This window comes from Pseudomonas sp. 1 (assembly GCF_056626735.1).
This window is the reverse complement of the sequence record NZ_JBWXMQ010000008.1, coordinates 120,318-146,188: the sequence shown is the minus strand read 5'-3', so window position 1 is coordinate 146,188 and position 25,871 is coordinate 120,318. Positions and strand designations below refer to the sequence as shown.

Here is a 25,871-nt window from a genome sequence, read left to right as displayed (position 1 = left end):
TCAAATGAAATAGCCGCCCGCGACTTCAATGGATTGGGCGTTGATCCAGCCGCCCTCCTCGGACAGCAACATGGCGATGACGCGCGCAACATCCTGCGGTTCGCCAACCCGGCCCAGAGCCGTTTGCGAGGCGAGCAATGCCTCGAATTCGTCGTTCAAACCACCGCCCAGCTCGGTTCGGATCGCTCCCGGCGAAACAGCGTTGGCCCGTATGCGCCGGTCCGCGAACTCCTTGGCCATGTAGCGGGTCAACACCTCCAGCCCGCCCTTGAACGCTGCATACGGCGCAACCCCGGCGGTAGCGACCCGGGTGGTGGCGCTGGTCAGGTTGACGATGCTGGCGCCCTCGCCCATCAGCGGCAACAAGGTTTGCGTGAGGAAAAACGGGCCTTTGAGATGAACGTTCAACAAACCGTCGAACTGCGCCTCGGTGACGGCTGCCAGCGGATTGAACAAGCCATGGCCCGCGTTGTTGACCAGTCCAGCCAGCGTAGCCACGCCCCAGAGGCTGTCGAGGTTATGTCGCACGGCCTCACGGAAACGGTCGAATTGACTGACATCCGCAACGTCCAGCTCAAGCGCCACGGCTGTGCCGCCCGACGTCTGAATCCGTTGCACAACAGCAGCGGCCGCATCGGCATTGCTCTTGTAGGTCAGGATGACGCCCATCCCGATGCGGGCACAGTGTTCGGCGGTACTTGCGCCAATGCCACGACTGCCACCGGTAATCACGATAACGCTCATGCGTTGCTCCAATGTCTCTGTGGTGAGTGACCACAGTAGCCATCGGCTTCGAGGTGAGCGCAGCCGTTCCTCTTCGAAACCTGCCTGTTTCTGCTTTTTGCTTGCGCGGGAGTGATCGCGTAGGTTCAGATGCCGGGCATGAATAATCAACTGACAGAACTTCGCGCCCTGGCGCAACACGCCGAAAACCGCCGCACGGAGACGGGTATCCCGCGCGTCGCCATGGTTCAGGGTGAAATCCCCGAGCACATGCTGGCCGCCGTTTACGAACCGATGATCAACCTGATTCTGCAGGGCAGCAAATCCATGACCATCGCCGACCGCACGCTTCACTACGACCCGGCGACCTACTTCGTGATGTCCATCGATCTGCCGGCAGTGGGACAGGTTCACCCCTCAGCGAGCGGCGAGCCTTACCTGGCGGTCAGCCTGACGCTGGATCCGGTGGTGCTGACGACCCTGCTGGCCGACTTGCCCAAACCGCTCGGGCAACATGAACAGGACAGCGGGTTTTCGGTCGCTGCTGTCACGCCTGAGTTGATGGATGCGTGGGTGCGCATGTTGCGCCTTATGGGGAGGCCGGAGGAGATCGCGGCCCTCGCGCCGGTCTACGAACGGGAAATTCTGTATCGCGTCCTGCAAGGCCCCCACGGCTGGATGCTGCGCGACATTGCGGCCCCCGACAGCGCCATGGCCCGCGTCAACCTGGCCATTCAGCACATTCGTCAGGACTTTGCCGAACCGATTCGCGTGGACGCATTGGCGCAGCTTGCGTCGATGAGCGTGTCAGCCTTTCATCGACATTTCAAAGCCGTTACGGCGCTGAGCCCGTTGCAGTATCAGAAGCGTGTTCGCCTGCTTCAGGCCCGGACGCTGATGGTGGCCAATGCCAGCAGCGTCACCCGCGCAGCGTTCGAAGTCGGTTATGAAAGCGCTACGCAATTCAGCCGCGATTACGCACGGGTGTTCGGCTTGCCGCCCTCGCGGGATGCGACGCGGATTCTCGCAGAGACCCGAAGCAGCGCGCAGCACTGATCACCCCTTCACGCCAGCACGCCAGTAATCCAGCGCACTTGCTGCTTCAGATCCTGCACCTTGCGCTCGCACACCCCATGCCGTGCCCGCCCGAAATGAGCCAGCGTCTGCTGCTTGTGCCGCAGCCGGTGCTGCCATTTGCTGACAAACGCCGGACTGCGCGCCTGCAATTGCAATGGCCCGAAGAACAACTCCTCGGCGGTGTAGCTCACCGGCCCGCCCCGCTCGGCCACGATGATTTCGTAGTCGAAGCGGTTCTCCCGCAGGATTTCCTCGAAGAGGATTCGGTAGCCGTTGTCCATCAGCCATTGTCGCAGCGGTTGTTCGCCGCCGTTGGGTTGCAGGATCAGGCGCTCGCGGCCGCTCAGGCGCGCCTTGCCGGCTTCGAGAATGTCGCGGATGGTCTCGCCACCCATGCCGCACACGGTGATCGCCGTGATCCCGTCGACCGGCTCGACAGCCATCAAGCCATTGGCCAGGCGAACGGTGATCTGCTGCTCAAGGTCGTTTTCGCGCACGGTGCGTTGCGCCGAACGGAACGGCGTCTCGGCCATCTCGCCCGCCACCGCCGCCGCGATCGCACCACGGCGCATCAGGGCCACCGGCAAGTAACCGTGATCCGAGCCGATATCGGCCAGCCGCGCACCAGCGGGCACGTGTGCCGCCACCTGCTCCAGGCGCATGGACAATGTCTGTTCGTTCAACCGCAACCCCTTTCACACTGAACGTCCGGCGCTGGTGGCCGGATCGGGGCGCGATTCTGGGGGGCAATGTCTGGTATTTCAAATTTATATGACCAACCGTGACGCCTACACCAACACCGTCAACCAAGCCGACAGCAACAACAAAAACGCCAGCCCGGCGTTCATGCGCCTGAATGCCCGTGGCGAGCCAAAGAACCGTGCGCTGCCCACGCCCAGCAGCGCCCACGCCGTCATGCATGGCAGACTGACCAGCAGAAACGCCAGCGACAACAGCACCATCCGGGCGCTGTCCTCGCTGCCACCGGCAAACACGCTCACCACCGCCACGGCCATCATCCACACCTTGGGGTTGATCAGTTGCAGGCCGGCGGCGCCGAACACGCTGAAGCCGTCATCAACCGCTGTCGCCGAGTCCAGCGACGGCGGCGTGCTGCGAAAGATCTGCCACGCCAGCCAGCTCAACCACAACACGCCGGCCCAGGCCATCGCCTGCTGCACACGGGGATAGCGCAGCAAGGTTTCCCCCACGCCGAGGCCGACCACCAACACCACCAGCGCCGCCGACACACATGCGCCGAAGATGATCGGCACGGTGGCCGTCAGACCGCGCCGCGAGCTGTGGCTCATCACCAGAATATTGGTCGGCCCCGGGGTGATCGAGGCGACGAAGGAAAACAGCAGAAAAGGCAACAACGATTCCATGACAGGACTCCCGAATCAGAACAGGAAGTCATGGTCGCGATTGCGCGGGGTTCAGTCTGGAAGGTTTGAGCAGCGCTTGCGGTAATCCGCCGGCGTCAGGTGATAGGCACGGCGAAACCAGCGCCCCAGATGGCTCTGATCGGCGAAACCGAGGGCGCTGGCGACGCTGGCGGGTGTTTCGCCGCGCGCCAGCAACTGGCGGGCGCGGGCCAGGCGCAACTGAATCAGATAGGCATGTGGCGCCAACCCGAAAGCAGCCTTGAACGCACGGGTCAGTCGAAAGCGATCAACCCCGCAGGCCTGGGCCACGTCGTCCAGCCCGATGTCCTCAAAGGCGTGCGCATGCAGATAGTCCCGCGCCACTTGGGCCACTCGTGGCAGGCGCGGATCGAAAGGCTGGTGCTTTCGCCAGTCGAGGTGGGACGTCAGCGAACCGAGCAAGGTGTCGATGGCGGTCTGGCGCACGATGCGCAAATCGCCCTGATGCAGGGCGTTGAAGGCCTGGTTGATGGCGGTGGACAGGCGCGGATCCTGGCTCAGAGTATCGGTGAACCCGAGCTGGCTGTTGTCGGGCGCATGCTCGAACAGCACGCGCAATTCGCGCTCCAGCCAATGTGGATCGAGGTAGAGCATGGAATAGGTGAAACCCTCCTCCGTCGGCGCATGCCCGTCGTGGATCTCCCCCGGTTCCAGCATGAAAATCTTGCCCGGCGTACTCAGATGCCGCACGCGCCGGCAATGAAACTGCTGCACGCCCTGCTCGGTGACGCCCACCAGAAAGCTGTCATGCCAGTGCGGATCGTAGGCATGGCCCTGGAAATGGGCACGAATCGACTCGATACCGGTGTCGGCATCCTGAGACAGTTCGATCCAGTTGCGTTTGTCCACGCCAGGCTCCGAAAGCAGTGGTTGTTCGTCAAAGGCGTCTACGTTACCGCGACTTTGCCGGTGGGTTTAGAACATTTGTGCACGTGCGCCAGGCAGACCATCAAGCAAATTTAATGAACCCTGAGTGGTATGCCCCGCCTAAGCCAATGACCATCAGGAGGTAGCCCATGCAACTTGAAACCACGTGGATCGTACTGGCCGTCGTTCTTTTGCTCATCGAATTGTGGGCGATCAACAGGGTGCGCAAGAGTGAGGGGAAAGCCAGCAACAAAGGTGTCTGGATCGTATTGATCGTGTTTGTGCCACTGTTCGGGCTGATCGCCTGGGCGCTGGCCGGACCCAAGCACGTCACTCAGGCATGAAGCCCAAGGCAAGCAAGAGCCCCGAACATTCGGGGCTTTTTGTTGGCCACGGGTTTGTATCGCAGTGTGTACGAACGCCTCCCGGATACATGCCCGCGCATCAGCCAACAAAAACGGAAACAGCCCGGATACGCGACCAGCCTTTAATGGACTCCAGATTCGAAGGGTTCAGCCAGAACCCGGCCCTCGCCGATCATAAGGAGACTTGCCATGAAGCACGCACCACTCGCCACCGTCACCACCGGGAAAAACCGTCGCCGCCTGCTGGGCCTGTCGATGCTCGCCACCGCGCTGCTGCAGTTCGGCGCGCTCGCCCAGGCACAAACCGCAGCGCCCGAGCCGGTCAAGACCGAAGCCGCCAGCGTCAAGGCCGACCTGCCCTTCGGCCCGCTGAAACATGTAAAGGCCGGCCTGCTGGACGTGGCCTACGCCGAAACCGGCCCGGCCAATGGCCCGGTGGTGATTCTGCTGCACGGCTGGCCGTATGACATCCACAGCTACGATGACGTGGCGCCGCTGCTGGCGGCCAAGGGTTATCGGGTGTTGATGCCGTACGCCCGGGGTTATGGCGACACGCATTTCCTGTCCGACAAGACCGTGCGCAATGGTCAGCCGGCGGCGCTGGCCAGTGACGTGATCGATTTCATGGATGCCCTGAAAATCAAACAAGCCGTGCTCGGCGGCTACGACTGGGGCGCGCGCTCGGCGGACATCGTTTCGGCGCTGTGGCCTGAGCGGGTGAAAGCGCTGGTCTCGGTCAGCGGTTACCTGATCGGCAATCAGGCCGCCGGCAAGAACCCGCTGCCGCCCAAGGCCGAACTGCAATGGTGGTATCAGTTCTACTTCGCCACCGACCGTGGTGAGGCGGGCTACACCAGGAACACCCATGATTTCGCCAAGCTGATCTGGCAACTGGCGTCACCGAAATGGACGTTCGACGACGCCACCTTCGACCGCAGCGCCAAGGCCTTGCAGAACCCGGATCACGTCGCGATCACCGTGTTCAACTACCGTTGGCGCCTGGGCCTGGTGCAGGGTGAAAGCCAGTACGATGCGCTGGAACAGAAACTCGCCACCGCACCATCGATCAGCGTGCCGACCATCGCACTGGAAGGCGATGCCAACGGCGCGCCGCACCCGGCCCCCGAGGACTATGCCAAACGCTTCACCGGCAAATATCAGTTCCGCCTGATCAATGGCGGCATCGGTCACAACCTGCCGCAGGAAGACCCGAAAGCTTTCGCTCAGGCGATCATCGACGCCGATCGCCTCTGAAGCGGCACGCCGAACGGCTCGTCATTTGACGAGCCGTTTTTCTTTGGACGGGCGATAACCGAAGTAAGCGCTGTAGCACTTGCTGAAATGACTCGGTGACACGAACCCGCAGGCCACCAGCACGTCCACCTGGGACAGCTCGGTGTGTTGCAACAGACGCCGGGCCTCGGTGATACGCAGTTCCATGTAATAACGCTGCGGCGTGGTGCCCAGTTGTTCCTTGAACAGTCGCTCCAGTTGACGCCGGGATCGGCCGGCATACACCGCCAGTTGTTCCAGCTCCAGCGGTTCCTCCAGATTGGCGTCCATCAGCTTCACCACTTCACGCAGCGGCGCGCTGACGCAGAGGTTCTCGGTCGGTTTGATCCGCCGGTAACGCGATTCCTCGAACGCCAGAATGTCTTCGATGCCTTCGACCAGCGCCTTGTCGTGCAGGCCCTTGATCCAGTCCAGTGCCATGTGGAACGCGCCGGACGGACTGGATGCGGTCAACCGGTCGCGGTCGATCACGTAAGGTTCGCTGCTGACCTGGGTCGCCTTGGAAATCTCCGCCAATGCCGGCCGATGCTCCGGGTGAATCGCACAGCGATAGCCTTCCAGCACCCCTGCCCGGCCCAGGAACCACGCGCCGTTCCACAACCCGGCCAGCATCACGCCGGCCTCGGCGGCCATTTTCAGCAGGTTGATGAACTCGTCGCTCGCCTTCAATTCCGTGCGGTAACCGCCGCAGATCACCAGCAGATCCAGTTCCTGCAACACGCTGGTTTCCAGACGCGCGTCAGGGCGGATCACCAGCCCCAGATCACTGATCACTTCGCCGTCGTTCAGGCCGAAGGTGCGCGTGGAAAACAGACCGGGGCGCAGCAGATTGGCGGTGACAAGGGTGTCCAGCGCCTGAGTGAAGGCCGGCAGGGAAAAATGCTCCAGCAACACGAACCCGGTGCGGGTCATGTGTCCCGGCCCGCTGGCGGGCTCGTTCAGGTAGCGAAGGTTCTTGCCCTTCATGCCACCGCTGAATTGGCGTCGTTCGATCAAGGTGTGGCCCATCGGTTTCATTGTTGTAGCGCCATGCTAACTGGCGCCGCAGCAAATTACTCGCAAACGACGCAAGCACCACAAGGTAGATCGTTCCCACGCTTTTCGTGGGAATGCCTCCATGGACGCTCTGCGTCCGCCGTTGGAAGGGACGCGGAGCGTCCCGGGCTGCATTCCCACGCGGAGCGTGGGAACGATCATCACCCAGCCCTGCCGGGCTGCGTCCCAACGTCGCAGGGCCAGCATCTTGGCAAACGCCAGACAACGCTTAAAATCGCGCCTCCTCTTGCAGTCGCCCGACCGGCGCCTGCCCGCAGCCATGACAACCCTCAGGTTTGAACAGCCGGCCACTTTCACGAAGTGCGCCAGGCTCAATCGTCCTGCCCGTTCGGCGGTCGTTTGTCTTCAACACACTTCGGCTTGGCACTCGCATGCGCAGAGGCGCACGTTCCGCTGTTCGATCACTTGAGGTTTTTATGACACCGCGTTTGCTGGCCATGGCGCTGGCGCCCCTGCTCGGGCTATTCATTGTTGCTTTGGGCAACGGCTTTCTGTCTTCTTTGACCACTCTGCGCCTGGGCGCGGCCGGCGAATCGGCGACGATGATCGGCATCGTGTCCTCGGCCTATTTCATCGGCCTGACCCTCGGCGCGATCTTCAACGATCGCCTGATCCTGCGCATCGGCCACATCCGCGCCTACAGCAGCTTCGCCTCGCTGATCGCCGCGACCATCCTGCTGCAAGGGCTGTTTTATGACACCTGGGGCTGGGTCGTCCTGCGTCTGATCAACGGCTGGGCCACGGTCGGCGTGTTTCTGGTGATCGAGAGCTGGCTGCTGCTGGCCGGTGACGCGAAGATTCGCGGGCGTCTGCTGGCGCTGTACATGATCGTCCTCTACGGCGCCGGCGTGCTGGGTCAGGCGTTTTTGGGAAAAATCACCGGGCTGGGCGATACCGCGCCATTCATGGTCGCCGGCATGCTCGCGACCCTGTCGGTATTGCCGATCGTGATCCTGCCGCGTGTTTCTCCGTTGCTGGAACAGGTCGAACCGCTCAAACCACGGGCGCTGCTGGGCGTATCGCCCACCGGTCTGGTCGGCTGCTTCGGCTCCGGTGTGACCATCGCGGCTATCTACACTCTGCTGCCGCTGTACCTGCAACGCATCGGCCTGAACGTCGGCGAAGTCGGCAGCATGATGGCCTGGACGATCCTCGGCGCGATGCTGCTGCAATACCCGGTCGGGCGCTGGTCCGACCGCAAGGATCGCCTGCAGGTGCTGACCGTGCTGTGTGCCGCGTGCACCGTGCTGTCGCTGGTGATCGTGCTGGTACCGCTGTCCTCGGCCCTGCTTGCGGCAATGTTGTTTCTGCTGGGTGGCGGCGTGTTCGCGTTGTACCCGGTTGCGGTCAGTCACGCGGCCGACCGCGCGCCGGTCGAAACGTTGGTGCCGATGATTCAGGGCATGCTGCTGATCAACTCGCTGGGCTCGGCGATGAGCCCGCTGCTGATCTCGCCAGCGATGAACGCCCACGGCGAAACCGGGCTGTTCTGGGCCTTTGCGCTGGTCAACCTGGCCATGGTGACGTTCTTCTTCTGGCGCCGTGGCAAGCGTCCGGTGCCGGCCAACCCGGCGCCGTTTGCGGCGGCAGCAACGTTCTCGCCAACTGGCGCCGAGCTGCGGGTGACCGAAGACTTGCGTCAAGCGGCGCAGGACCATCCGCCGATGGTCGATGCGTTGAGTGGCGAAGCAGCGCCGCCAACGGGATCGCGCTACGAAGCCAGTTGAGTTTCTGGCAGGCATAAAAAAACCGGTGACTTTCGTCACCGGTTTTTTATTGCCTGCTAATCAATGTGGAGCCCGAGGAATGGTCTTCATCAGGTCTTCAGGGCTGATATGTCCCACCACACTGCCCGGCTGCGGCATGTTCAGGATGTGGCCCTTCATCTTGCCGATCACGTGCATCTCGCACGGCTTGCAGTCGAACTTGAGGGTCAGCACTTCATCACCGTGAATCAGCTGCATTGGCGCGACTTTGGTTTTCACGCCGGTCACGCCTTTGGCCTGTTTCGGGCACAGGTTGAAGGAGAACCGCAGGCAGTGCTTGGTGATCATCACCGGCACTTCGCCCGCCTCTTCGTGGGCCTCGTATGCCGCGTCGATCAGCTTCACGCCGTGGCGATGGTAGAAGTCGCGAGCCTTCTGGTTGTAGACGTTGGCCAGGAACGACAGATGCGCCTCCGGGTACACCGGTGGTGGCGTGGTCTCGGCCTTGCGCGAACCGCGCGGATGGGCGGCAACGCGGGCGGCGGTCAGCGCTTCTATCACTTCGCGGCGCAACGACTTGAGCTGCGAGTTCGGAATGAAGAACGCTTGCGGCGCATCGAGTTTGATCGAGGTCGCGTGGTACTCGGTGGTGCCGAGCTGGCCAAGCAGGTCGTGCAAGGTTTCCAGCGCCTGTTCCGGTTTGTTGGCGACGCCGAACGGGCCGTCCAGCGCGACGCTGGCGCTGATGCCCTCTTCGCTGGTCACGGTCAGTTCCAGACGCTCTTCACGCAGCTTCGCCAGCCAGCTCACGCCGATACGACGCTCGGCCGAGGTCTTGAGCAAGGCCTGCTGCCAGTTGTGGTCGAGGTTGCGGTTCAGCGGGTGGTTCGGGCGCAGCTTGTACAGGCCTTCCGGCATTTCGTTCGGCTCGACGCGGTAGCGGTAGCGCTTCTCGCCTTCTTCCTCGAACTCGCCCTTGGCTTCGGCGATGTTGGCGCGGAAACCCACCACTTCGCGCTTGACCAGCACATTGAGACCGTCGCCGTTGGACAGCGGCTCGTGGGTGATGACCTGCATGTCACGCTTGCCGACTTTCTCGACCGTGCCCACCGCCAGACCGGTGAAGGTCGGCGAATCGAACGCGCCGATGTCGATCTTGCGCTCGCTGACAAAGTAGTCGGTGCTGCCACGGTGGAAGGTCTTTTCCGGATCCGGCAGGAAGAAATGCGCGGTGCGGCCGCTGGAAGCACGGGCCAGGTCCGGACGGTCGTTGAGCACGTCGTCGAGGCGCTGGCGGTAATAGGCGGTGATGTTCTTCACATAGCCCATGTCCTTGTAGCGACCTTCGATCTTGAACGAACGCACACCGGCCTCGACCAGCGCGCGGATGTTGGCGCTCTGGTTGTTGTCCTTCATCGACAGCAGATGTTTTTCGTAGGCGATCACGCCACCCTTTTCGTCTTTCAGGGTGTACGGCAGACGGCAGGCCTGGGAGCAGTCGCCACGGTTGGCACTGCGCCCGGTCTGCGCATGGGAAATGTTGCACTGACCGGAGAACGCCACGCACAACGCGCCGTGAATGAAGAACTCGATGGCGGCATCGGTTTCATCGGCAATTGCGCGGATTTCCTTGAGGTTCAGTTCACGGGCCAGTACCAGCTGCGAGAAACCGGCCTGATCGAGGAACTTCGCCCGCTCAAGGGTGCGGATGTCGGTCTGGGTGCTGGCGTGCAGCTCGATGGGCGGAATGTCCAGTTCCATCACGCCCAGATCCTGGACGATCAGCGCATCGACGCCGGCGTCGTACAACTGATGGATCAGCTTGCGCGCCGGCTCCAGTTCGTTGTCGTGCAGGATGGTGTTGAGGGTGGTGAAGATGCGCGCGTGATAGCGACGGGCAAATTCCACCAGTTCGGCGATTTCGCTCACCTCGTTGCACGCGTTGTGGCGCGCCCCGAAGCTCGGGCCGCCGATGTACACCGCGTCGGCGCCATGCAGGATGGCCTCACGGGCGATGGCCACGTCACGGGCGGGGCTGAGCAGTTCCAGGTGATGTTTGGGCAAGGACATATAGTTTTTAGTCAGGCTGTCACGGTCGAGGCGCGCATTGTAGCCGCGAAACGCGTGGCCGGCACGCCTGTGCTGCCGGGTGGCTGTTTTCAACCCGTCACGATCAGATCGCTCCCACGCGGACTGTCACCGATCGTTCCCACGCTCCGCGTGGGAATGCAGCCCGGGACGCTCCGCGTCCCTTCCAGAGCCGAACGCGGAGCGTCCGTTGAGGCACTCCCACGCCCGGCGTCACAGATCGTTCCCACGCTCTGCGTGGGAATGCAGCCCGGGACGCTCCGCGTCCCTTCCAGAGCTGGAACGCGGAGCGTCCCTTGAGGCATTCCCACGCGGAGCGTGGGAACGATCATTACGGGGTCAAGCCTTCGCAGCCATCGCAGTCACTTCCACCTTCATCCCCTCAACCGCCAGCGCCGCCACGCCCACCGCCGCACGCACCGGCCATGGCTTGGCGAAGTAGCGCTTGTACACTTCGTTGAACGCAGCGCGATCAGCCATATCGGTCAGGTAAATGGTCAGGTGCAGCACGCGGTCCATCGAGCTGCCGGCCTTTTCCAGCGCCACTTTCAGCGCCTGCAACGTGCATTCGCTTTGCGCAGTGACGTCGCCCAGTTCCAGGCTGCCGTCGGCGCGGGTCGGAATCTGGGTCGACATCAGGATGCCGTTGAATTCGGTCACGTCCGAAGAGATCGAGTCTGCATCCGGGTCCGGGGTGTAGGTGATGTCTTGGTTGGCCATGGGAAAGTCCTTCGCTGGCAGTGAGGGCGGCGCCATCGCGCGCCGTTTCGGGCGGCCAGTTTACAGACACACTCGCCGGTTGGAAGACCAGACATCGCGGGTCAGCCGTGCGCCAGTATCCGCCGCAGCTCCAACACATTGCCGATTGCCGCGCCGCTGGCGGTATTGTCGAAGATGCACCAGGTGTCGACGCCATCGACAGCCGCCACCCGCAAATCGCCGGCGAGCCTGTCCAGATAAGCCGGGTCATAGGGGCTGTAATAAATGCGCGGCGAGCCATGCAGCCGCCAGTAGCGCACGCCCGGCCAGCCGCACGGAGCCGCATCGGCGCTGATCCGCGAGGGATCAACCACCGCTTGCGCGATGCGATATGCCATCAACAACAGCTCGGCGGCGGCCCAGGTTTCGTGGCGCGGCTCCAACACCACGGCCCCGGAATAACGCTGGCGCAACGCGATGAAAAACGCCTCGGCAATCGGCTCGTCAAACGCCAGCGACGGCGGCAACTGCAGCAACAGGCATCCCAGGCGATCGCCCAGCCCCGAGCACTGTTCAAGAAATGCGTCGAGCTCACGCTCGCAGTCCCGCAGGCGCCGCTCATGGCTGATCGACTTGGGCATTTTCACGCAAAAGCGAAATCTGTCCGGCACTGACTCGGCCCAACGGACGTAGGTTTGGCGTTGGTGCGGACGGTAGAAGGAGCTGTTGATTTCCACGCCATTGAGGTGTGCGGCATAGCGTTGCAGGTGGGTGCCCTGCTCGGGGAATGACGGCCAGTATTCGCGAGGCAGACTCCAACCCGCACAACCAATGAAGATCGACGACGCACTCAAAACAGCACCTTGCCCGCTTCACGCATGAAGATTTCCACGGTTTTCGGGCCGATGCCGTCAAAGGCTTGCAAACGCTTTTCGAAGTCCTGACGGTCGGCGCTCGCCTCGACCATGTTCATGACCCGCCCGGCGTACTCGTCATTCAATTTGGCAGCCAGCGCCAGCAGTCGCTCGGCGGTGGTTTCGTCGTAACGCACGTAATGCGCCTGGCCGAGCATCCGCACCAGTTCGCGGTGAGTGCAGTGGCCGAGTTTGCGCGGCGTATCACGCTGGTGTTGGTCGACGATGACTCGGTAGGCTTCGGCGGCAATCTCGGCCTGGATTCGTTTGCCCATCAGGAAACTGGCGATCAGCCATTTGAACAGGGCTGATTCGCTCAACGGGTGGAAGCGAATATGCAAGTCTTCGGCATTAATGGTTTTGGTCATGCAGCTTTTGAGCGAGCGTCGGCGTGATGAGTGCGGGGCGGGCGACGAATGGCTTTGGGGCGTAAAGCGTCAGGGTTTTCCTCGTCGGGTGATTATTGATAAACAGGTTTGGAGCGCGCCGTTTAAAGGCATGTCTGAATGCTTCCGGATGCCTACAAATCCTTGCGCCAGAGCCTACGGCTACGCCAGAATCCGCCGGCTTGTGCGCCTTGGGGTCGGCCGGTAACTTGGATCGGGTCACTGATTCGCAGTGATCGGGTTTAGCAGCCCGTCGAGTCAAGCCGTACAAGCCTCTATCAAATCAGTTATCTCTGAGCTTGATGGTGGCTGTGCGCAGGGCACCTTCGGGTGCGCCGATTGCTTGGCTCATCGGTCTGCTAACCTGCGCGCAGCTGCCACCCTAATTCGTTTAGCAGCGAGATGGTTGCAGCCTCACTCCTTAGAGAGGTTAGAGCCAATGTTCAAAATAACTCCGAATCCCCCGGTCACCGAACCGGCCAGCATCACCGACCCAACTTCCCCCTACGAAAGCCCTGACTCGAAGAAATTCAACGAAGCCGCCAAGCGCGCCCTCGACTACCACCTCGGCCCGATGACAGCTCACATGATGGCCGCGCCCTACTACCCCAACCGCCTCTACATGGCCAACCCGACCAGCAACAACGAATCCCTGCTCGCCGACGCCGTCGAAACCCTCGGCTCGGCCAACGTCATGCTCAACAACTTCGTCGACCTCCTCGAAGGCCCCCACCGCAAGACCGCGCAAGGCATCGCGCAGATCGTGATGCTGGCGGAACTGGCGGTGAATCAGGTGCTGGATAACGTCGTGCCGACGGAATAAGCCGCAGCGGCAAAGTCTTATTTACGCCAGCATTTAACATCAAAAGGGGACGATTAAATAAATCTGTCCCCTTTTGATTTAATTTATTGATTTATTGATTTATTTGATTTATTCATATATATCTGTAATACCGCCTAAGAAGCGATCAGTACCTTTCCGTGAATATATCTCCCCGTTCCCATCTTCAAAATAAACCACATAATCTGAACCTTGCCTTACCACTTCCACAGGCACCCGCTGATATTTTCTCGAAAATTTGTCTCTAGCCTCTTGCTCGCTTCCATAACCCGACAAAGTAATGCTTGAATATCTCTTGCCCTCTTCACGTGCCATGATCATTCTCCTCACTTTACCTTTTTACTTACTGAGCAGCATAATTTACATTAAATTCCGTTTGCTCACTAAACCCACAAACCGGATCTGATACAACGAGCCGAGTGAAGACATTAAGACCATTAGGACCACCCGAAGGAGTAACTTGTATAACAGCCTGATCATATGAACTGAATGTCAGCCCCCCTGATCTTGCCGACCATGTAAAATTTATACTTCCACTGGGTGTTTTTGATGCACTGGCATCATAGGTGGCCGTCTGCCCAATGACTCCCTGGCTTGGTCTTTGGATATCGATATGAATTGGCTTTTCAATACCGACCTCCCGACCTTCCCTTTCATCATATTGAATATCGGTATAACATTGTCGATTAAGCGCGGCAGTAGCGGTGGCGCACGAAACAAGAGCAGCAACTCCAGTCATAAGCATTGCCAGTGTGACATTCATAATATTCTTCCCTGTAAATTTCATTGAGCAAACATTGAGCAAACAAAGGGGACAGATTTATTTTATCTCCCTTTACCAAGCAAAGTATCAGCACAAACAGCCACTATCACACCTGACAGAAATGACAGTTTTTAATACTTATTCAGTACAAGCGATATTCTGAATAACCATAAGAGACTACGGAGACGCAGACTCATTTAACTCATTCCCTACCCGAACCAACCAAACCCTCTCCGTCACTGCCCCCCTCCACCACCGCCACTGGATATCCCCCCAATCCCAATTATGCTCAAAGAAACCCCGCCCTCCCGCGGGGTGGTGATTCTGTGCACGCTCCACGAAACACCTGATCCGGCATCCGCCAGAGGCCTCGGGTACGCGACGTTGATGAAGTGCTCCGGCCTACAAAAACAAGCACGACGGAGAACCCCCATGGCCGTACTCGACAGCATGTCCACCGGCAGTGCCCCGCACCACAGCGTCAGCCGAGAGGAACGCAAGGTCATCTTCGCTTCATCCTTAGGCACGGTATTCGAGTGGTACGACTTCTATCTCTACGGCTCGCTCGCCGCGATCATCGCCAAGCACTTCTTCGCCGGGGTCAACGAGACCACGGCGTTCATCTTCGCCCTGCTCGCCTTCGCCGCCGGTTTTGCAGTGCGGCCGTTTGGTGCGGTGGTGTTCGGGCGGTTGGGGGACATGATCGGGCGCAAGCACACGTTTCTGATCACGATTGTGATCATGGGCGTGTCGACGGCGATTGTGGGTTTCCTGCCGGGTTACGCGACCATCGGGGTCGCGGCGCCGATCATTCTGATTACCCTGCGGCTGCTGCAAGGTCTGGCGCTGGGCGGTGAATACGGCGGTGCGGCGACTTATGTGGCCGAGCATGCACCGAAGGGCAAACGCGGGTATTTCACGTCGTGGATTCAGACCACCGCGACGCTGGGGCTGTTTCTCTCGCTGCTGGTGATTCTGGCCTGCCGCACCGCGCTGGGCACCGAGGCATTCGAGGCCTGGGGCTGGCGGATTCCGTTCCTGCTGTCGATCCTGCTGCTGGCAGTGTCGGTGTACATCCGTTTGCAGCTGAACGAATCACCGGTGTTCAAGAAAATGAAGGAAGAAGGTAAACACTCCAAGGCGCCGCTGACCGAATCTTTCGCCCGTTGGGACAACCTGAAAATCGTGATCATGGCCCTGCTCGGCGGTACCGCCGGCCAAGCGGTCGTCTGGTACACCGGGCAGTTCTACGCGCTGTTTTTCCTGCTGCAAACCCTGAAGATCGACCCGCAGACCGCCAACCTGCTGATCGCCGGCTCGCTGTTGATCGGCACGCCGTTCTTCGTGATTTTCGGCAGCCTGTCCGACCGCATCGGGCGCAAGGGCATCATCATGGCCGGGTGCATTCTGGCGGCGGTGACCTACTTCCCGATCTTCCACGCGCTGACCCAGTACGGTAACCCCGACGTGTTCGTCGCCCAGGAGAAGAACCCGGTCAAAGTGATCGCCAACCCTGACCAGTGCTCGTTCCAGTTCGATCCGGTGGGCAAGGCCAAATTCACCAGTTCCTGCGATCTGGCCAAGACCATCCTGGCCAAACGGGCGATCCCTTACGAAAACGTAGTGGCGGAACCGGGTACCGTGGCTCAGGTGCGCATCGGCGATAAAGTCATCGAAAGTTTCGAAGGCACGGCCCTGCCGGCCGCCGACTTCAAGACCCGCAACGATGCCTTCACCGCCAGCCTCGGCACCGCGCTGAAAGAAGCCGGGTATCCGGAAAAGGCTGATCCGGCCAAGACCAATTACCCGATGGTCTTGCTCCTGCTGACCATCCTCGTGATCTACGTGACCATGGTCTACGGCCCGATTGCGGCCTGGCTGGTCGAGCTGTTCCCGGCGCGCATCCGCTACACCTCGATGTCGCTGCCCTACCACATCGGCAACGGCTGGTTTGGCGGGTTCCTGCCGACCGTGGCGTTCGCGATGGTCGCGGCCACCGGGGATATCTACTACGGCTTGTGGTACCCGATTGTCATCGCGGTGATGACGGCGATTCTCGGCATCTTCTTCTTGCCGGAGACCAAGGATCGGGAGATTCATCACACCTGACCCGACTCCGCTCGATGCTGTGCATAGCGCCACGCACAGCATCGAGCGTTGTCACATCGGCGTCATTGTTGGTTGCTAACGTCCTCGCGCCTCTTTGCTCCGACTGCCAAGGTGACCTTCCCGGTGTCCTCAAGCCCGACGCGCCAGACCATCATCCTCAGATCCGCCGATATGTCCTGCGACGACTTCGGCACGTTGTTCTCCCGTATGTTCGGCAATCGTTACGGCGACACACCGCCACCGCCCAAGGACATCATCATCGGTGGCGTGTACGGGCGGCACGACGGGGTCAGTTTCCGACGCATGCATTACCGGGGCGATTTCACGGTGGCGTTCCCCGAGCCCTACGACGAAATCACCTTCGTGATTCCCACCGCCGGCCGGATCATCTTCAACGACTCCGCCGAATCCCTGGGCCTGCCGCACATCGGGCTGGCCATCGACAAGGCGGATCTGCGCTCGATGCGCTTCGTCGACAATCATGCCCAGCACGGCATGTCGATCAGCCGCGCCGCGCTCACCGGACGCCTGTCGTCGCTGCTAGGACGGCCGATCGTGCACAAGCTGCATTTCGAGCCGAGGGTGGATCTGAACAGCCCGGCGTTTCAGGGCATTCGCGCATTGATCGACCTGGCCACCGGCACCGAATTCGACCTGTTGTTGAACGCCGGTTCGCTGATGCCATCGCGCCTGCGGGAGATGCTGGTGGACGCCGTGCTGGAAGCCTGGCCGCACAATTTCAGCGAAGCCTTGCGCCGCCCCGAGGCGCAGATTGCCCCTCGGCATGTTAAACAGGCCATCGAGTACATTCAGTCGCATCCCGAACAACTGGTCAGCGGGACGGATCTGGCGGGGCTGGTCAACGTCAGCCTGCGGGCCTTGCAGGAAGGTTTCCGGCGCTTTGTCGGCACCTCGATTGTCGCTTACCAACGCCAGGTCAGGCTGGAGCGTGCCTGCGAAATGTTGAAGCAAGACCAATCGTCATCCGTAACCGACGTGGCCCTGCAATACGGATTCAGCAACGTCGGCCGGTTCTGCCAGTACTTTCAGGATGCCTACGGTGTGAGCCCCGCAGAAATGCGAAAAGGACTGCGCTGAGGCAGTCCTTTTCTTCACCTGTGGTTGATCAGAACTGATAGCTGGCCTTGAGAGCGCCGCTGAAACCGTGGCTGTCGCCTCCACCGCTGGCGCCGACTTCGGCACCCAGGCTCAGGGCTCCGAGGTTGGCCATCAGGTTGACGCCGCCACTGAACTGATCGCGGTTGTCGAACGCCGCGCGCTGTTCGATATCCAGCCCCAACAAATGGCCTTCGCTGTCGACCTGATGATCGCCCAGCACACGCTCGTAACCGACCCGCATGCCCGGCACCAGTTGCCACGCGCCCATGGGCATCGGGGCGAACGAGACGTCGAGATTGGCCACGGCGCTGCGGCGGGTTTGCTGGAGGCTGTCGACGTCGAGGGCCAGTTCGCTGCCCTTTTCCTGGAAGCCCGACAGGTCCAGACGGCTGACCCGCACGCCGAGGCTCGGCTCCAGAACCACACCGTTCATCGGCAGGCGATAACCCAGCGCCAGCGTGGCGCCGCTGAGGTTGCCGTGAGTGTCGCCCTTCGCCGAGCCAAGACCGCCGCCGAGGTCGCGTTTGCTGTCGTAATCGACGTAACCGGCGCTGAGGTTGGCATCGGCAAACAGGCCACGTTCAAGGCTGGTGAAGCCATAACGCGCACCGATGTCGAGGAAAGTGAAATCGGTATCGGCCTCGCCACCTGCGCCACCCACCGAACCTTTGCTGTAACCGATCCCGCCGCGCGCGCTGAGCTGTTCGGAGAAGCGCTGAGTAACGCCAACCATCAGGCCCTGACTGTGTTCGTTGCTGCTTTGCGCATGGGCCGAACCGTCGGTGCCCAGATAACCGGCGAGCGCGGTGCTCCACAAACGGTATTGGCCGACCTTGAGGTCGGTACCGCTGGCGAATGGCGCGGCGGCCTGCTCGATCATCGCGTTCTGACGCAACAGGTAACTCGCCGCATCGGCGTGTACCTGACCGCCGACCGTGGACTCGACACCGCCAAGCGTGCCTGCGTCGATGGCCGATTGCAGGTAGTAGTTGTAGGCGCTGTAGGTGCCCGACAGTTTGCTGTTCTGCAACTCCTGCAACAGTTGCGCGCCGGCAGCGGCGTTGCCGATCAGGCCGGCCTGACCCGGCAGGCTGTTGTACTCGACCATTTTGCCGCGCAGCACGTAAATGGTTTCCTGGGACAGACCCAGGCCCTGCTTGAGGTAGTTGTCCATGCTGCCGTATTGCGCGGCCACCTGATCCAGGCCCGCTTGCAGATAACTGGCTTCCACGCCCAGCAGCGGCGCGTAGATCGCGGCCATGCTCGGCGGCATCATCGCCAGGGTCTTGGCCACGCGGGCGGCGGTGTAGTCGTTGGTCGCCAGGTAGTTGCTCATGATCGTCGTGTTGTCCACCCCGGCGATGCTTTGCAACACGGCGGCCGTCCAGCCGGTGCGGTCCTTGCCGGCGGTGCAATGGAACATCGCGGCACCGTCGACGCCCGCCAGTTCATTGAACAGCACGCCCAACTGACCGCGCATGCCGGCGTCGCTGACAAAGGCGCGGTTGGTCTCCTGCATCATCGCTATCGCATCGGCTGCGCTCTTGAACGAGACCGTGGTGATGTTCGCGCCCGAGGTGGTGGCGCCGATGATGTCGATGTTCTGGTAAGTCGCGCCGCTGATCATCGTGTCCGGCGTACCGGCGATTTCGCTGGGCGTACGCAGGTCATAAACGGCCTTGATCCCCAGACCGTTGAGGGCTGTCAGATCCGAGGCCGTCGGCGTCAGCGCGTTGGAGCGGTAGAACACACCGGCGCGCATCGTGCCGTCATGGGTCGTGGAGTAGGCCGTGGTGATACCGGCGACATCGCGGAAGTTGTCGATGCCCTGCAGGCGCGGGGTATCAAGGGTGGCCGCGTGGGCGGCGGCAATGGACAGACTCAACACGGACAGCGAACACAGAAGACGTGGAAACACGATGCAGCCTCATTGGAAACCGGTTGGGCTGCCCACTATCTACAACGAGATGTGACTGAATATGGCAAAACCTCGAAAAGCGTAAATGGCGGCGCGATCTGTCCGGCGGACGCGCATTTTGTCCGTCAGGCAGGCTAAATCCCTGTCGAACTTTGACGTTTTTTTTGCAAGAGGCAGGTTAAAGTGCCCTCTCCGGCCATCCTGGAAGCAGTCAATGAACCTCCAAAGCCCTCAAGACGCCGACGATGAAATCCTCAATCAGGCAGCGCACTGGTGCCTGCGTCTGCAAGACGAAACCTGCACACCTGACGAACGCCAGGCCTTCCAGCACTGGATTCAGAGCAGCCCGCGCCACGCCTTCGAGTACGCGAAGATGCTTGAGGTCTGGGAATTGAGCGATCAATTGCCCGACGAGCAAGACAAGTCGAAAAAACGCAAGGCCACGACGCTGCCGTGCAGCTTCGAAGAGTTTCAACGCAACCTGGCGCAGCGCAACTAGCATCAGGCCGGGATCGACTTATCAGCAGACGGCGTCACTCGGGGCAACGCCTTGTCCTTGATTCAGGGTTAGAATCCGCCCGGTTCGGCTAACAGTTTAAGGATGACCCCGGCATGTCCACCCTCGACACCTCCCTGCAAGACACCGCCGCCCCCGACGGCGTCTGTTTCGGCTGCGGCAGCAGCAATCCGCACGGCTTGCACATCAAGAGTTTCTGGCACGAGGATGGCGTGCACGTCATGGCCGAGCATGTGCCCGAGGCCAAATACTGCGGCTGGCCGGAGCTGGTCTACGGCGGTTTGATCGCGATGCTGGTCGACTGCCATTCCAACTGGACGGCGATGGCTTACCACTACCGCGCCGAAGGCCGTGAAGCCGAAAGCCTGCCGCGCATCAACTGCGTCACCGGCAACCTTGGCATCAAATTCATCAAGCCGACGCCCATGGGCGTACCGCTGACATTGAAGGCAAAAGTCGAAGGCGAAGTCGGGCGCAAGAGCCGGGTTATCTGCGAGGTCTACGCCGGGGATGTGCTGACGGCGGTGGGTGATTCGGTGTTTGTTCGGGTCGATACCGAGCAGTTGGCAGCGGCCGCCCATGGTCGCTGAGATCTGTCACTGAAGGAGAACAGCATGCCCGATCGCAAAATCATCATCCCCGAATCCATGAAACCCATCGTCGAACGCGCCGGTTACGCCCCGGCGGTGCTGGTCGGCGATACGCTTTACTGCGCCGGTCAGGTAGGCCGCACGGCAGATCTGAAAGTCATCGAAGACCCCGAGCAGCAATTCGTTCGCGCCTGGGAAAACCTCGACGAGGTGTTGAAGGCCGGCGGTTGCACCTTCAACGATGTGGTAGAGATGACCACCTATCACGTCGACATGAGCCAACATATGCCGGTGTTTCGTGACGTGAAGAACCGCGTATTCCCCAAAGGCTTCTGCGCCTGGACCTGCATCGGCGTCAGCGAACTGGCCCATCCGGGTCTGCTGGTGGAAATCAAATGTGTGGCAGTGCGCAGGCGGGCTATACCTGTGTAGTGTTTTTCACTATCTCCGCGAGGCGTTGAACCATGGACTTGACCCTCTACTACCATCCGTTGTCGTCCTACTGCCACAAAGCCCTGATTGCCCTGTACGAACACGGCATCGCCTTCGAAAAACGCCTGATCGACCTGTCCAGCGAAGCCGAGCGGGCCGAGTTGCGGGCGCTGTGGCCATTGGTCAAGTTCCCGGTGCTGCAGGACCGCGCCCGCCAGCGCAACGTGCCGGAGTCGAGCGTGATCATCGAATACGTGGACCGCTATCACGCCGGAGCAGGCCGCTTGATCCCCGACGATTGGGACACCGCGCTGCAGGTTCGACTCTGGGACCGTTTCTTCGACAACTACGTGATGACGCCGATGTCGCAGATCGTCGCCGACCGCATCCACAGCAGAAACGCCGACCTGAGCAGCCAGCGCACCTTGCTGAACACCGCCTACGACATGCTGGAAAACCAGTTGGCGACCCATCAATGGATCGCCAGCCCGGACTACAGCATGGCCGATTGCTCGGCCAGCCCGGCGCTGTTCTACGCCAGTACGCTGGTGCCGTTTGGCGCCGACCGCCCTCGCCTCGGCGCCTATTTCGAGCGACTGGTACAGCGCCCGTCTTTCAGCCAGGTGATCGACGAAGCCAGACCCTGGTTTGACTTCTATCCCTTTGCTGAAGCGCTTCCCCAACGGTTTCGCTGAGGAACGGCCTCACGCCGGCTGGTGACTGGTCACGCAGTGAATGCCGCCACCGCCGGCCGCGATGGCGTCGATGTTGATCTGCACCACGTCGCGGTTCGGGTAGAGTTTTTTCAGCAGGTCGAAGGCTTTCTTGTCGGCGTCCTTGTCGCCAAACTCCGGGGCGATCACCGCGCCGTTGATCACGAAGTAGTTGATGTAACCGGCCGCGAAGTCGTCGTTGTCCTTGTTGAATTTGGTGCTGCGCGGTTTCAGCGGTGGCGATACGGTGTGGATCTGCAACGGGCGACCGTCAGCGTCGGTGGCCTTTTTCAGGATTTCCAGGTGCGCCAGCGTGACCTTGTTGTCGTAGGAACGCGGGTCGGTGTCGAGGTTGGCGATCACCACGCCGGGCGTGACGAAGCGCGCGTAGAAATCGACGTGGGCATCGGTGATGTCCTTGCCCTTGATGCCCGGCAGCCAGATGATCTTGCGCAAACCGAGGCGCGCTTTCAGTTCCGCCTCGACATCAGCCTTGCTCCAGCCGGGGTTGCGGTTTTCGTTGACCCAGCAACTTTCGGTCATGATCGCGGTGCCGTGGCCGTCGACTTCAATGCCGCCGCCCTCGCCCACCAGTTCGCTGCGGATGTAGGTTGCTTGCGCGTCTTGCGCTACACGTTTGGCGATCTTCGCGTCCTTCGAGTGCTGCTGCTTGTTGCCCCAGCCGCTGAAGTTGAAGTCCACTGCGCCCAGGCCGTTCTTGTCATCGATGACAAAATTGGCGCTGATGTCGCGCATCCAGATGTCGTCGAGGTTGGCGATCTGGTAGGTGATGTTGGACGTGCCGCAAATCTCTTCCGCCAGGCTGCGTTCGCTGCTGCGGCAGTAGATGGTCAGCGGTTCGTAGCGAGCGATGGCACGGGCGATCCGGCCCAGCGCTTCCTGGACGTCTTCGGTGAAGTCTTCCCAGATTGCGTCCTGCGCGCCGAAGGCCATGTAGGCGCGTTCGTGCTTGTCGCCTTCGTCGGGCATGAACCAGCGACCTTCGCTGGCCGCCAGCACGCGTGCCGGTGACAGGCCGAGGCCCATGACGGCAGCGCCTACGCCGGCGGCGACTGAAACCTGTTTGATGAACTCGCGACGAGTCGGCATGTGTACGTTCCTGATGTGTAAGGGGGCCACCGAAGCGGCCCGGAAAAATCACTTGGCAGTGGCGGTCTTGAACTTGGTCCAGGTGCGCATGCGGGCGCGCATGTCAGCCTGGGGAATATCCTTGCCCGGTATCAGACGAGCATAGGTCGCATCGTCGAGGTAGATGTCCGGGTTGTTGCGCATCGCCTCATCCACGCTTGGCCGGGCCTTGGCGTTGGAGGTCGGGTAACCGGTGAAATTGCTGATCGCAGCCATGTTCTCCGGACGCATCACGAAGTTGATGAACGCGTAAGCGTATTCCGGATGTCTGGCATCGACCGGAATGGCCATGGTGTCCATCCATACCGTGGTGCCCTCGCGGGGAACGCGGTACTGGAAGCGGGTCTGCTTGCCGGCGCTGTCCGAGGTGCGCTGGGCCTGGGTCATGTCGCCGCTGTAGCCGAGGGACAGGCACAGGTTGCCGTTGACCAGATCGGTCACCGGTTGCGACTGGAACTTGCGAATGTACGGCCTTAGCTTCATCAGCAAGTCACTGGCCGCTGCCAGATCCGCCGGCTTGGCGCTGCGCGGATCGCGCCCCAGATAATTGAGCACCACGGCCAGCACTTCGTCCGGCGAGTCGATCATCGAGATTCCGCAATCGGCGAACCTGGCCGCCAACTCCGGTTTGAACAGCATGTCGAGGCTGTTGACCGGCGCATCGGCCATGCGCTGCTTGATCTGCTCGGCGTTGTAGGTCAGGCCGATGGTGCCCCAGGTGTAGGGCACCGTAACCTTGTTTGAATGCTCGTAATGGCTGCGCAGTTTTTGCAGGCCCGGTTCGATGTCGTTGATCGCCGCGACTTTCGAAGGATCCAGCGGTAACAGGCTGCCGGCGCGCATCAGGCGTTCAGCCACGGTGTCACCGGGGAAGATCAGGTCGTAGCCGCTGCCACCGGAGAGCATCTTGGCTTCCAGGGTTTCGCTGCCGTCCATCACGTCGTAGATCACCTTGATCCCGGTTTCGGCGGTGAACTTTGTCAGCGTGTCTTCGGCGAAATAATCCGCCCAGTTGTACAGCCGCAATGTCTTGTCTTCGGCGTGCACGGCCGGCATCAAACCGGCCAGCACCAGACCCAGAGCGCCCAGCAACCACTTGTGTGAGGTGTGCATATCAGACTCCTTGAGGATTCCAGCGAGCGTGAAGGTGACGGCCGTCCTGGCTCAACAACGCGCCGTACATTTCCGGACGCCGGTCGCGATAGATACCCCAGCTCAGACGCTCTTCGCGCATGGCCGACAGATCCAGGCTTTGCACCAGCACGCCGGTGCTGGCGCGGTCGGCTTCGGCGAGCATTTTTCCCTTGTGGTTGCAGATGAACGACGAGCCGTAGAAATTCATTTGCAGCGCCGCATCGGTACCCGCCACTTCGCGGCCAACACGGTTGGAGGCGATCACCGGCAACAGGTTTGCGGCGGCGTGGCCACGCATGGTCATCTGCCAGTGGTCGCGCGAATCCAGATCCGCGCAGCCCGGTTCCGAGCCGATGGCGGTCGGAAACAGCAGCACTTCAGCGCCCATCAACGCCAGGCAGCGGGCGGTTTCCGGGAACCACTGATCCCAGCAGATGCCCACGCCGAGGCGGCCGAACGCGGTGTCCCAGACTTTGAAACCGGTGTCGCCGGGGCTGAAATACTCCTTCTCCTGATAGCCGATGGCGTTGGGGATGTGGGTCTTGCGGTACACGCCCAACAGGCGCCCGTCGGCATCGGCCACGCTCAGGGAATTGAAGTAGGCATTGCCGGCCTTCTCGTACCAGCTCAGCGGCAGCACCACGCCCAGTTCACGGGCCAGCGCGGCGAAACGCGACAGCACCTGACTGTCGCGGTACTCCTCGGCCAGCGCCATATGGTGGTGGCTCTGCTCGATGCAGAAATACGGCGTGGCGAACAGCTCCTGCAACAGGATCACTTGCGCGCCCTGCGCCGCCGCTTCACGCACCAGTTGCTCGGCGCGGTCGAGGTTGCTTTTAAGATCCCAGGTGCACGGCATCTGGGTGGTGGCGACTTTGAGCATCGTCATCGATCAACCCTCCACCGGCCAGGCTGGCTGTTGCTGGGTGATGCAGTGCACACCGCCGCCACCATGGGCCAGATGATCGATCCGCACCGGCACCACTTCGCGGCCCGGGAACGCCTTGGCCAGGGTTTCTGCCGCGACATGGTCGGCCTCGATGCCGTACGCCGGCATGATGATCGCGCCGTTGGCAATGTAGAAGTTGGTGTACGAGGCGCAGAACACTTCGGCTTCGGTGTCCACCGCATCGGTGGCTTCGTACAGCTCGATCAACTCGAATTGGCGGCCCTGAGCGTCGGTCGCCAGTTCCAGTGCACGGCGGTTTTCCCGCACGACTTCGGCGTACACCGAGCTGCGATCGTGAGTCGCGTCCACCAGCAACACACCGGGACGGGCGAAGGCGCAGACGCCATCGACGTGGCCATCGGTCATGTCGCCGGTAACGTAATCCGGATCGCCCGGCAGCCAGATGGTTTTCTTCACACCAAGCAGGCGGCTGAAGATTTCCTCCATCTCGGCCTTGCTCACGCCGGGGTTGCGGTTGGGATTGAGCAGCACCGATTCGGTGGTGATCAAGGTGCCCTCGCCGTCCACGTGAATCGCGCCGCCCTCGTTGCTCAGCGCCGTGCCGAAGCACTCGCCGCCCAGGTGATTGAGCACGCGACGGGCCAGACTTTCGTCCAACTCGTGGGCCGACTTGCCGCCCCAGGCGTTGAAGCGCCAGCTCACCCCGGCCAGACCTTGCTCAGGATGAACGACGAAGCTCGGACCGGAGTCGCGGCACCAGCTGTCGTTGACCGCCAGCGGGATCAGTTCGATGTTCGGCCCGCACAAGGCTCTGGCGCTGGCAATGGCCGACGGATCGACGACCATTTTTACCGGTTCGAACCGGGCGATGGCATTGGCAACGCGGGCGAAATCTTCCTGCACCAACGGCAGGGTCACGCGCCAGCCAGACTCCCACAGGGCCTTGTTGTGGGGCCAGACCATCCAGGTCGCCGCGTGCGTCACCCACTCTGCCGGCATCATCCAACCGCTGTTGTTGTTTTTGTTCTGCTGCATGGTAAAAAGCCCTCTGAGTTAAGCCATTGTGTTCAATGAAAAC

The 25,871-nt window shown here is 61.2% G+C and carries 27 protein-coding genes; 11 read left to right on the top strand and 16 right to left on the bottom strand.

Features of this window, described 5'->3' with window-relative positions; genetic code table 11:
- Positions 1 to 744 carry an SDR family NAD(P)-dependent oxidoreductase gene (locus tag AC1MDC_RS14150; RefSeq protein ID WP_085700300.1) on the bottom strand — a complete coding sequence of 248 codons (744 nt, stop codon included), beginning with the start codon at positions 742 to 744 and terminating at the stop codon, positions 1 to 3.
- A 138-nt stretch (positions 745 to 882) separates the two neighbouring features.
- On the opposite strand from AC1MDC_RS14150, the gene AC1MDC_RS14145 reads away from it, so the two are divergent.
- The gene (locus tag AC1MDC_RS14145; RefSeq protein WP_170929769.1) at positions 883 to 1,779 is read left to right on the top strand and encodes an AraC family transcriptional regulator; all 897 of its coding nucleotides are present in this window, start codon (positions 883 to 885) and stop codon (positions 1,777 to 1,779) included.
- 8 nt (positions 1,780 to 1,787) lie between these two features.
- Here AC1MDC_RS14145 and AC1MDC_RS14140 read toward each other — a convergent pair whose 3' ends face one another.
- The 3 genes from AC1MDC_RS14140 to AC1MDC_RS14130 form a co-directional block, all read right to left on the bottom strand.
- A complete protein-coding gene (locus AC1MDC_RS14140; RefSeq protein ID WP_085700301.1) occupies positions 1,788 to 2,483 on the bottom strand; it encodes a tRNA (adenine(22)-N(1))-methyltransferase in 696 nt (231 codons plus the stop codon).
- A gap of 105 nt (positions 2,484 to 2,588) precedes the next feature.
- The gene (locus AC1MDC_RS14135) at positions 2,589 to 3,185 is read right to left on the bottom strand and encodes a LysE family translocator (RefSeq protein ID WP_480393196.1); all 597 of its coding nucleotides are present in this window, start codon (positions 3,183 to 3,185) and stop codon (positions 2,589 to 2,591) included.
- Positions 3,186 to 3,236: 51 nt separating this feature from the next.
- Entirely contained in the window at positions 3,237 to 4,073 is an 837-nt protein-coding gene (locus AC1MDC_RS14130) for an AraC family transcriptional regulator (protein ID WP_085703745.1), read from the bottom strand.
- A 167-nt stretch (positions 4,074 to 4,240) separates the two neighbouring features.
- Here AC1MDC_RS14130 and AC1MDC_RS14125 point away from each other — a divergent pair, with 167 nt between their 5' ends.
- Positions 4,241 to 4,435 (top strand): PLDc N-terminal domain-containing protein, encoded by a 195-nt coding sequence (locus tag AC1MDC_RS14125; protein WP_007955366.1) that lies wholly within the window; start codon positions 4,241 to 4,243, stop codon positions 4,433 to 4,435.
- Between the two features lie 210 nt (positions 4,436 to 4,645).
- Positions 4,646 to 5,710: an alpha/beta fold hydrolase gene (locus AC1MDC_RS14120; RefSeq protein WP_480393195.1), complete on the top strand. Its 1,065-nt coding sequence runs from the start codon at positions 4,646 to 4,648 to the stop codon at positions 5,708 to 5,710.
- 21 nt (positions 5,711 to 5,731) lie between these two features.
- Here AC1MDC_RS14120 and AC1MDC_RS14115 read toward each other — a convergent pair whose 3' ends face one another.
- Positions 5,732 to 6,757, bottom strand: a complete 1,026-nt coding sequence (locus AC1MDC_RS14115; RefSeq protein WP_085703776.1) for a GlxA family transcriptional regulator — start codon at positions 6,755 to 6,757, stop codon at positions 5,732 to 5,734.
- A gap of 464 nt (positions 6,758 to 7,221) precedes the next feature.
- Here AC1MDC_RS14115 and AC1MDC_RS14110 point away from each other — a divergent pair, with 464 nt between their 5' ends.
- Positions 7,222 to 8,532 carry an MFS transporter gene (locus tag AC1MDC_RS14110; RefSeq protein ID WP_234204968.1) on the top strand — a complete coding sequence of 437 codons (1,311 nt, stop codon included), beginning with the start codon at positions 7,222 to 7,224 and terminating at the stop codon, positions 8,530 to 8,532.
- A gap of 60 nt (positions 8,533 to 8,592) precedes the next feature.
- Here the strand turns inward: AC1MDC_RS14110 and AC1MDC_RS14105 are convergent, their stop codons facing one another.
- The 4 genes from AC1MDC_RS14105 to AC1MDC_RS14090 form a co-directional block, all read right to left on the bottom strand.
- A complete protein-coding gene (locus AC1MDC_RS14105) occupies positions 8,593 to 10,581 on the bottom strand; it encodes a peptidase U32 family protein (protein ID WP_085700417.1) in 1,989 nt (662 codons plus the stop codon).
- A gap of 357 nt (positions 10,582 to 10,938) precedes the next feature.
- Entirely contained in the window at positions 10,939 to 11,319 is a 381-nt protein-coding gene (locus AC1MDC_RS14100) for a RidA family protein (RefSeq protein WP_007955413.1), read from the bottom strand.
- Positions 11,320 to 11,420: 101 nt separating this feature from the next.
- The gene (locus tag AC1MDC_RS14095; RefSeq protein ID WP_480393194.1) at positions 11,421 to 12,152 is read right to left on the bottom strand and encodes a DUF72 domain-containing protein; all 732 of its coding nucleotides are present in this window, start codon (positions 12,150 to 12,152) and stop codon (positions 11,421 to 11,423) included.
- The gene (locus tag AC1MDC_RS14090) at positions 12,149 to 12,580 is read right to left on the bottom strand and encodes a DNA methylase (protein ID WP_480393193.1); all 432 of its coding nucleotides are present in this window, start codon (positions 12,578 to 12,580) and stop codon (positions 12,149 to 12,151) included. The genes AC1MDC_RS14095 and AC1MDC_RS14090 overlap by 4 nt, the downstream gene beginning before the upstream one ends.
- Positions 12,581 to 13,037: 457 nt before the next feature.
- Here AC1MDC_RS14090 and AC1MDC_RS14085 point away from each other — a divergent pair, with 457 nt between their 5' ends.
- Entirely contained in the window at positions 13,038 to 13,421 is a 384-nt protein-coding gene (locus AC1MDC_RS14085; RefSeq protein WP_480393192.1) for a DUF6124 family protein, read from the top strand.
- A 108-nt stretch (positions 13,422 to 13,529) separates the two neighbouring features.
- On the opposite strand, the gene AC1MDC_RS14080 is transcribed toward AC1MDC_RS14085, so the two are convergent.
- Together AC1MDC_RS14080 and AC1MDC_RS14075 are read right to left on the bottom strand one after the other, a co-directional pair.
- Positions 13,530 to 13,754 carry a hypothetical protein gene (locus AC1MDC_RS14080; protein ID WP_480393191.1) on the bottom strand — a complete coding sequence of 75 codons (225 nt, stop codon included), beginning with the start codon at positions 13,752 to 13,754 and terminating at the stop codon, positions 13,530 to 13,532.
- 28 nt (positions 13,755 to 13,782) lie between these two features.
- On the bottom strand, positions 13,783 to 14,202 hold the full coding sequence (locus AC1MDC_RS14075) for a hypothetical protein (protein WP_480393190.1): 420 nt from the start codon (positions 14,200 to 14,202) through the stop codon (positions 13,783 to 13,785).
- 432 nt (positions 14,203 to 14,634) lie between these two features.
- Between AC1MDC_RS14075 and AC1MDC_RS14070 the strand changes: the two genes are divergently transcribed.
- Positions 14,635 to 16,311 (top strand): MFS transporter, encoded by a 1,677-nt coding sequence (locus tag AC1MDC_RS14070; RefSeq protein ID WP_085703740.1) that lies wholly within the window; start codon positions 14,635 to 14,637, stop codon positions 16,309 to 16,311.
- Positions 16,312 to 16,482: 171 nt separating this feature from the next.
- Positions 16,483 to 17,409 (top strand): helix-turn-helix transcriptional regulator, encoded by a 927-nt coding sequence (locus tag AC1MDC_RS14065; RefSeq protein ID WP_480393252.1) that lies wholly within the window; start codon positions 16,483 to 16,485, stop codon positions 17,407 to 17,409.
- Positions 17,410 to 17,437: 28 nt separating this feature from the next.
- On the opposite strand, the gene AC1MDC_RS14060 is transcribed toward AC1MDC_RS14065, so the two are convergent.
- Entirely contained in the window at positions 17,438 to 19,348 is a 1,911-nt protein-coding gene (locus AC1MDC_RS14060) for a tyrosine-protein phosphatase (RefSeq protein WP_480393189.1), read from the bottom strand.
- Between the two features lie 214 nt (positions 19,349 to 19,562).
- On the opposite strand from AC1MDC_RS14060, the gene AC1MDC_RS14055 reads away from it, so the two are divergent.
- The 4 genes from AC1MDC_RS14055 to AC1MDC_RS14040 all read left to right on the top strand — a co-directional run bounded on the left by AC1MDC_RS14055 (position 19,563) and on the right by AC1MDC_RS14040 (position 21,582).
- Positions 19,563 to 19,847, top strand: a complete 285-nt coding sequence (locus AC1MDC_RS14055; RefSeq protein ID WP_480393188.1) for a FecR/PupR family sigma factor regulator — start codon at positions 19,563 to 19,565, stop codon at positions 19,845 to 19,847.
- 113 nt (positions 19,848 to 19,960) lie between these two features.
- Entirely contained in the window at positions 19,961 to 20,455 is a 495-nt protein-coding gene (locus AC1MDC_RS14050; protein ID WP_480393187.1) for a PaaI family thioesterase, read from the top strand.
- A 24-nt stretch (positions 20,456 to 20,479) separates the two neighbouring features.
- Entirely contained in the window at positions 20,480 to 20,887 is a 408-nt protein-coding gene (locus AC1MDC_RS14045) for a RidA family protein (RefSeq protein ID WP_085700315.1), read from the top strand.
- Positions 20,888 to 20,919: 32 nt separating this feature from the next.
- Positions 20,920 to 21,582: a glutathione S-transferase family protein gene (locus AC1MDC_RS14040; protein WP_085700316.1), complete on the top strand. Its 663-nt coding sequence runs from the start codon at positions 20,920 to 20,922 to the stop codon at positions 21,580 to 21,582.
- Between the two features lie 9 nt (positions 21,583 to 21,591).
- Here the strand turns inward: AC1MDC_RS14040 and AC1MDC_RS14035 are convergent, their stop codons facing one another.
- Genes AC1MDC_RS14035 through AC1MDC_RS14020 form a run of 4 tightly spaced genes read right to left on the bottom strand, consistent with a single transcriptional unit; the run spans position 21,592 to position 25,828 of the window.
- The gene (locus AC1MDC_RS14035; RefSeq protein WP_085700317.1) at positions 21,592 to 22,710 is read right to left on the bottom strand and encodes an agmatine deiminase family protein; all 1,119 of its coding nucleotides are present in this window, start codon (positions 22,708 to 22,710) and stop codon (positions 21,592 to 21,594) included.
- Between the two features lie 48 nt (positions 22,711 to 22,758).
- On the bottom strand, positions 22,759 to 23,862 hold the full coding sequence (locus AC1MDC_RS14030; RefSeq protein WP_480393186.1) for an extracellular solute-binding protein: 1,104 nt from the start codon (positions 23,860 to 23,862) through the stop codon (positions 22,759 to 22,761).
- A 1-nt stretch (position 23,863) separates the two neighbouring features.
- The gene (gene aguB, locus AC1MDC_RS14025; protein ID WP_480393185.1) at positions 23,864 to 24,772 is read right to left on the bottom strand and encodes an N-carbamoylputrescine amidase; all 909 of its coding nucleotides are present in this window, start codon (positions 24,770 to 24,772) and stop codon (positions 23,864 to 23,866) included.
- 3 nt (positions 24,773 to 24,775) lie between these two features.
- A complete protein-coding gene (locus AC1MDC_RS14020) occupies positions 24,776 to 25,828 on the bottom strand; it encodes an agmatine deiminase family protein (RefSeq protein ID WP_480393184.1) in 1,053 nt (350 codons plus the stop codon).
- Between the last annotated feature and the right edge of the window lie 43 nt (positions 25,829 to 25,871).

Coding starts and splice junctions, on each gene's coding strand:
- AC1MDC_RS14150 (WP_085700300.1), bottom strand. CDS start 744: ATGAGCGTTATCGTGATTACCGGTGGCAGTCGTGGCATTGGCGCAAGT.
- AC1MDC_RS14145 (WP_170929769.1), top strand. CDS start 883: ATGAATAATCAACTGACAGAACTTCGCGCCCTGGCGCAACACGCCGAA.
- AC1MDC_RS14135 (WP_480393196.1), bottom strand. CDS start 3,185: ATGGAATCGTTGTTGCCTTTTCTGCTGTTTTCCTTCGTCGCCTCGATC.
- AC1MDC_RS14125 (WP_007955366.1), top strand. CDS start 4,241: ATGCAACTTGAAACCACGTGGATCGTACTGGCCGTCGTTCTTTTGCTC.
- AC1MDC_RS14120 (WP_480393195.1), top strand. CDS start 4,646: ATGAAGCACGCACCACTCGCCACCGTCACCACCGGGAAAAACCGTCGC.
- AC1MDC_RS14115 (WP_085703776.1), bottom strand. CDS start 6,757: ATGGGCCACACCTTGATCGAACGACGCCAATTCAGCGGTGGCATGAAG.
- AC1MDC_RS14110 (WP_234204968.1), top strand. CDS start 7,222: ATGACACCGCGTTTGCTGGCCATGGCGCTGGCGCCCCTGCTCGGGCTA.
- AC1MDC_RS14105 (WP_085700417.1), bottom strand. CDS start 10,581: ATGTCCTTGCCCAAACATCACCTGGAACTGCTCAGCCCCGCCCGTGAC.
- AC1MDC_RS14100 (WP_007955413.1), bottom strand. CDS start 11,319: ATGGCCAACCAAGACATCACCTACACCCCGGACCCGGATGCAGACTCG.
- AC1MDC_RS14090 (WP_480393193.1), bottom strand. CDS start 12,580: ATGACCAAAACCATTAATGCCGAAGACTTGCATATTCGCTTCCACCCG.
- AC1MDC_RS14085 (WP_480393192.1), top strand. CDS start 13,038: ATGTTCAAAATAACTCCGAATCCCCCGGTCACCGAACCGGCCAGCATC.
- AC1MDC_RS14080 (WP_480393191.1), bottom strand. CDS start 13,754: ATGGCACGTGAAGAGGGCAAGAGATATTCAAGCATTACTTTGTCGGGT.
- AC1MDC_RS14075 (WP_480393190.1), bottom strand. CDS start 14,202: ATGAATGTCACACTGGCAATGCTTATGACTGGAGTTGCTGCTCTTGTT.
- AC1MDC_RS14070 (WP_085703740.1), top strand. CDS start 14,635: ATGGCCGTACTCGACAGCATGTCCACCGGCAGTGCCCCGCACCACAGC.
- AC1MDC_RS14065 (WP_480393252.1), top strand. CDS start 16,483: ATGTCCTGCGACGACTTCGGCACGTTGTTCTCCCGTATGTTCGGCAAT.
- AC1MDC_RS14055 (WP_480393188.1), top strand. CDS start 19,563: ATGAACCTCCAAAGCCCTCAAGACGCCGACGATGAAATCCTCAATCAG.
- AC1MDC_RS14050 (WP_480393187.1), top strand. CDS start 19,961: ATGTCCACCCTCGACACCTCCCTGCAAGACACCGCCGCCCCCGACGGC.
- AC1MDC_RS14045 (WP_085700315.1), top strand. CDS start 20,480: ATGCCCGATCGCAAAATCATCATCCCCGAATCCATGAAACCCATCGTC.
- AC1MDC_RS14040 (WP_085700316.1), top strand. CDS start 20,920: ATGGACTTGACCCTCTACTACCATCCGTTGTCGTCCTACTGCCACAAA.
- AC1MDC_RS14035 (WP_085700317.1), bottom strand. CDS start 22,710: ATGCCGACTCGTCGCGAGTTCATCAAACAGGTTTCAGTCGCCGCCGGC.
- AC1MDC_RS14030 (WP_480393186.1), bottom strand. CDS start 23,862: ATGCACACCTCACACAAGTGGTTGCTGGGCGCTCTGGGTCTGGTGCTG.
- aguB (WP_480393185.1), bottom strand. CDS start 24,772: ATGACGATGCTCAAAGTCGCCACCACCCAGATGCCGTGCACCTGGGAT.
- AC1MDC_RS14020 (WP_480393184.1), bottom strand. CDS start 25,828: ATGCAGCAGAACAAAAACAACAACAGCGGTTGGATGATGCCGGCAGAG.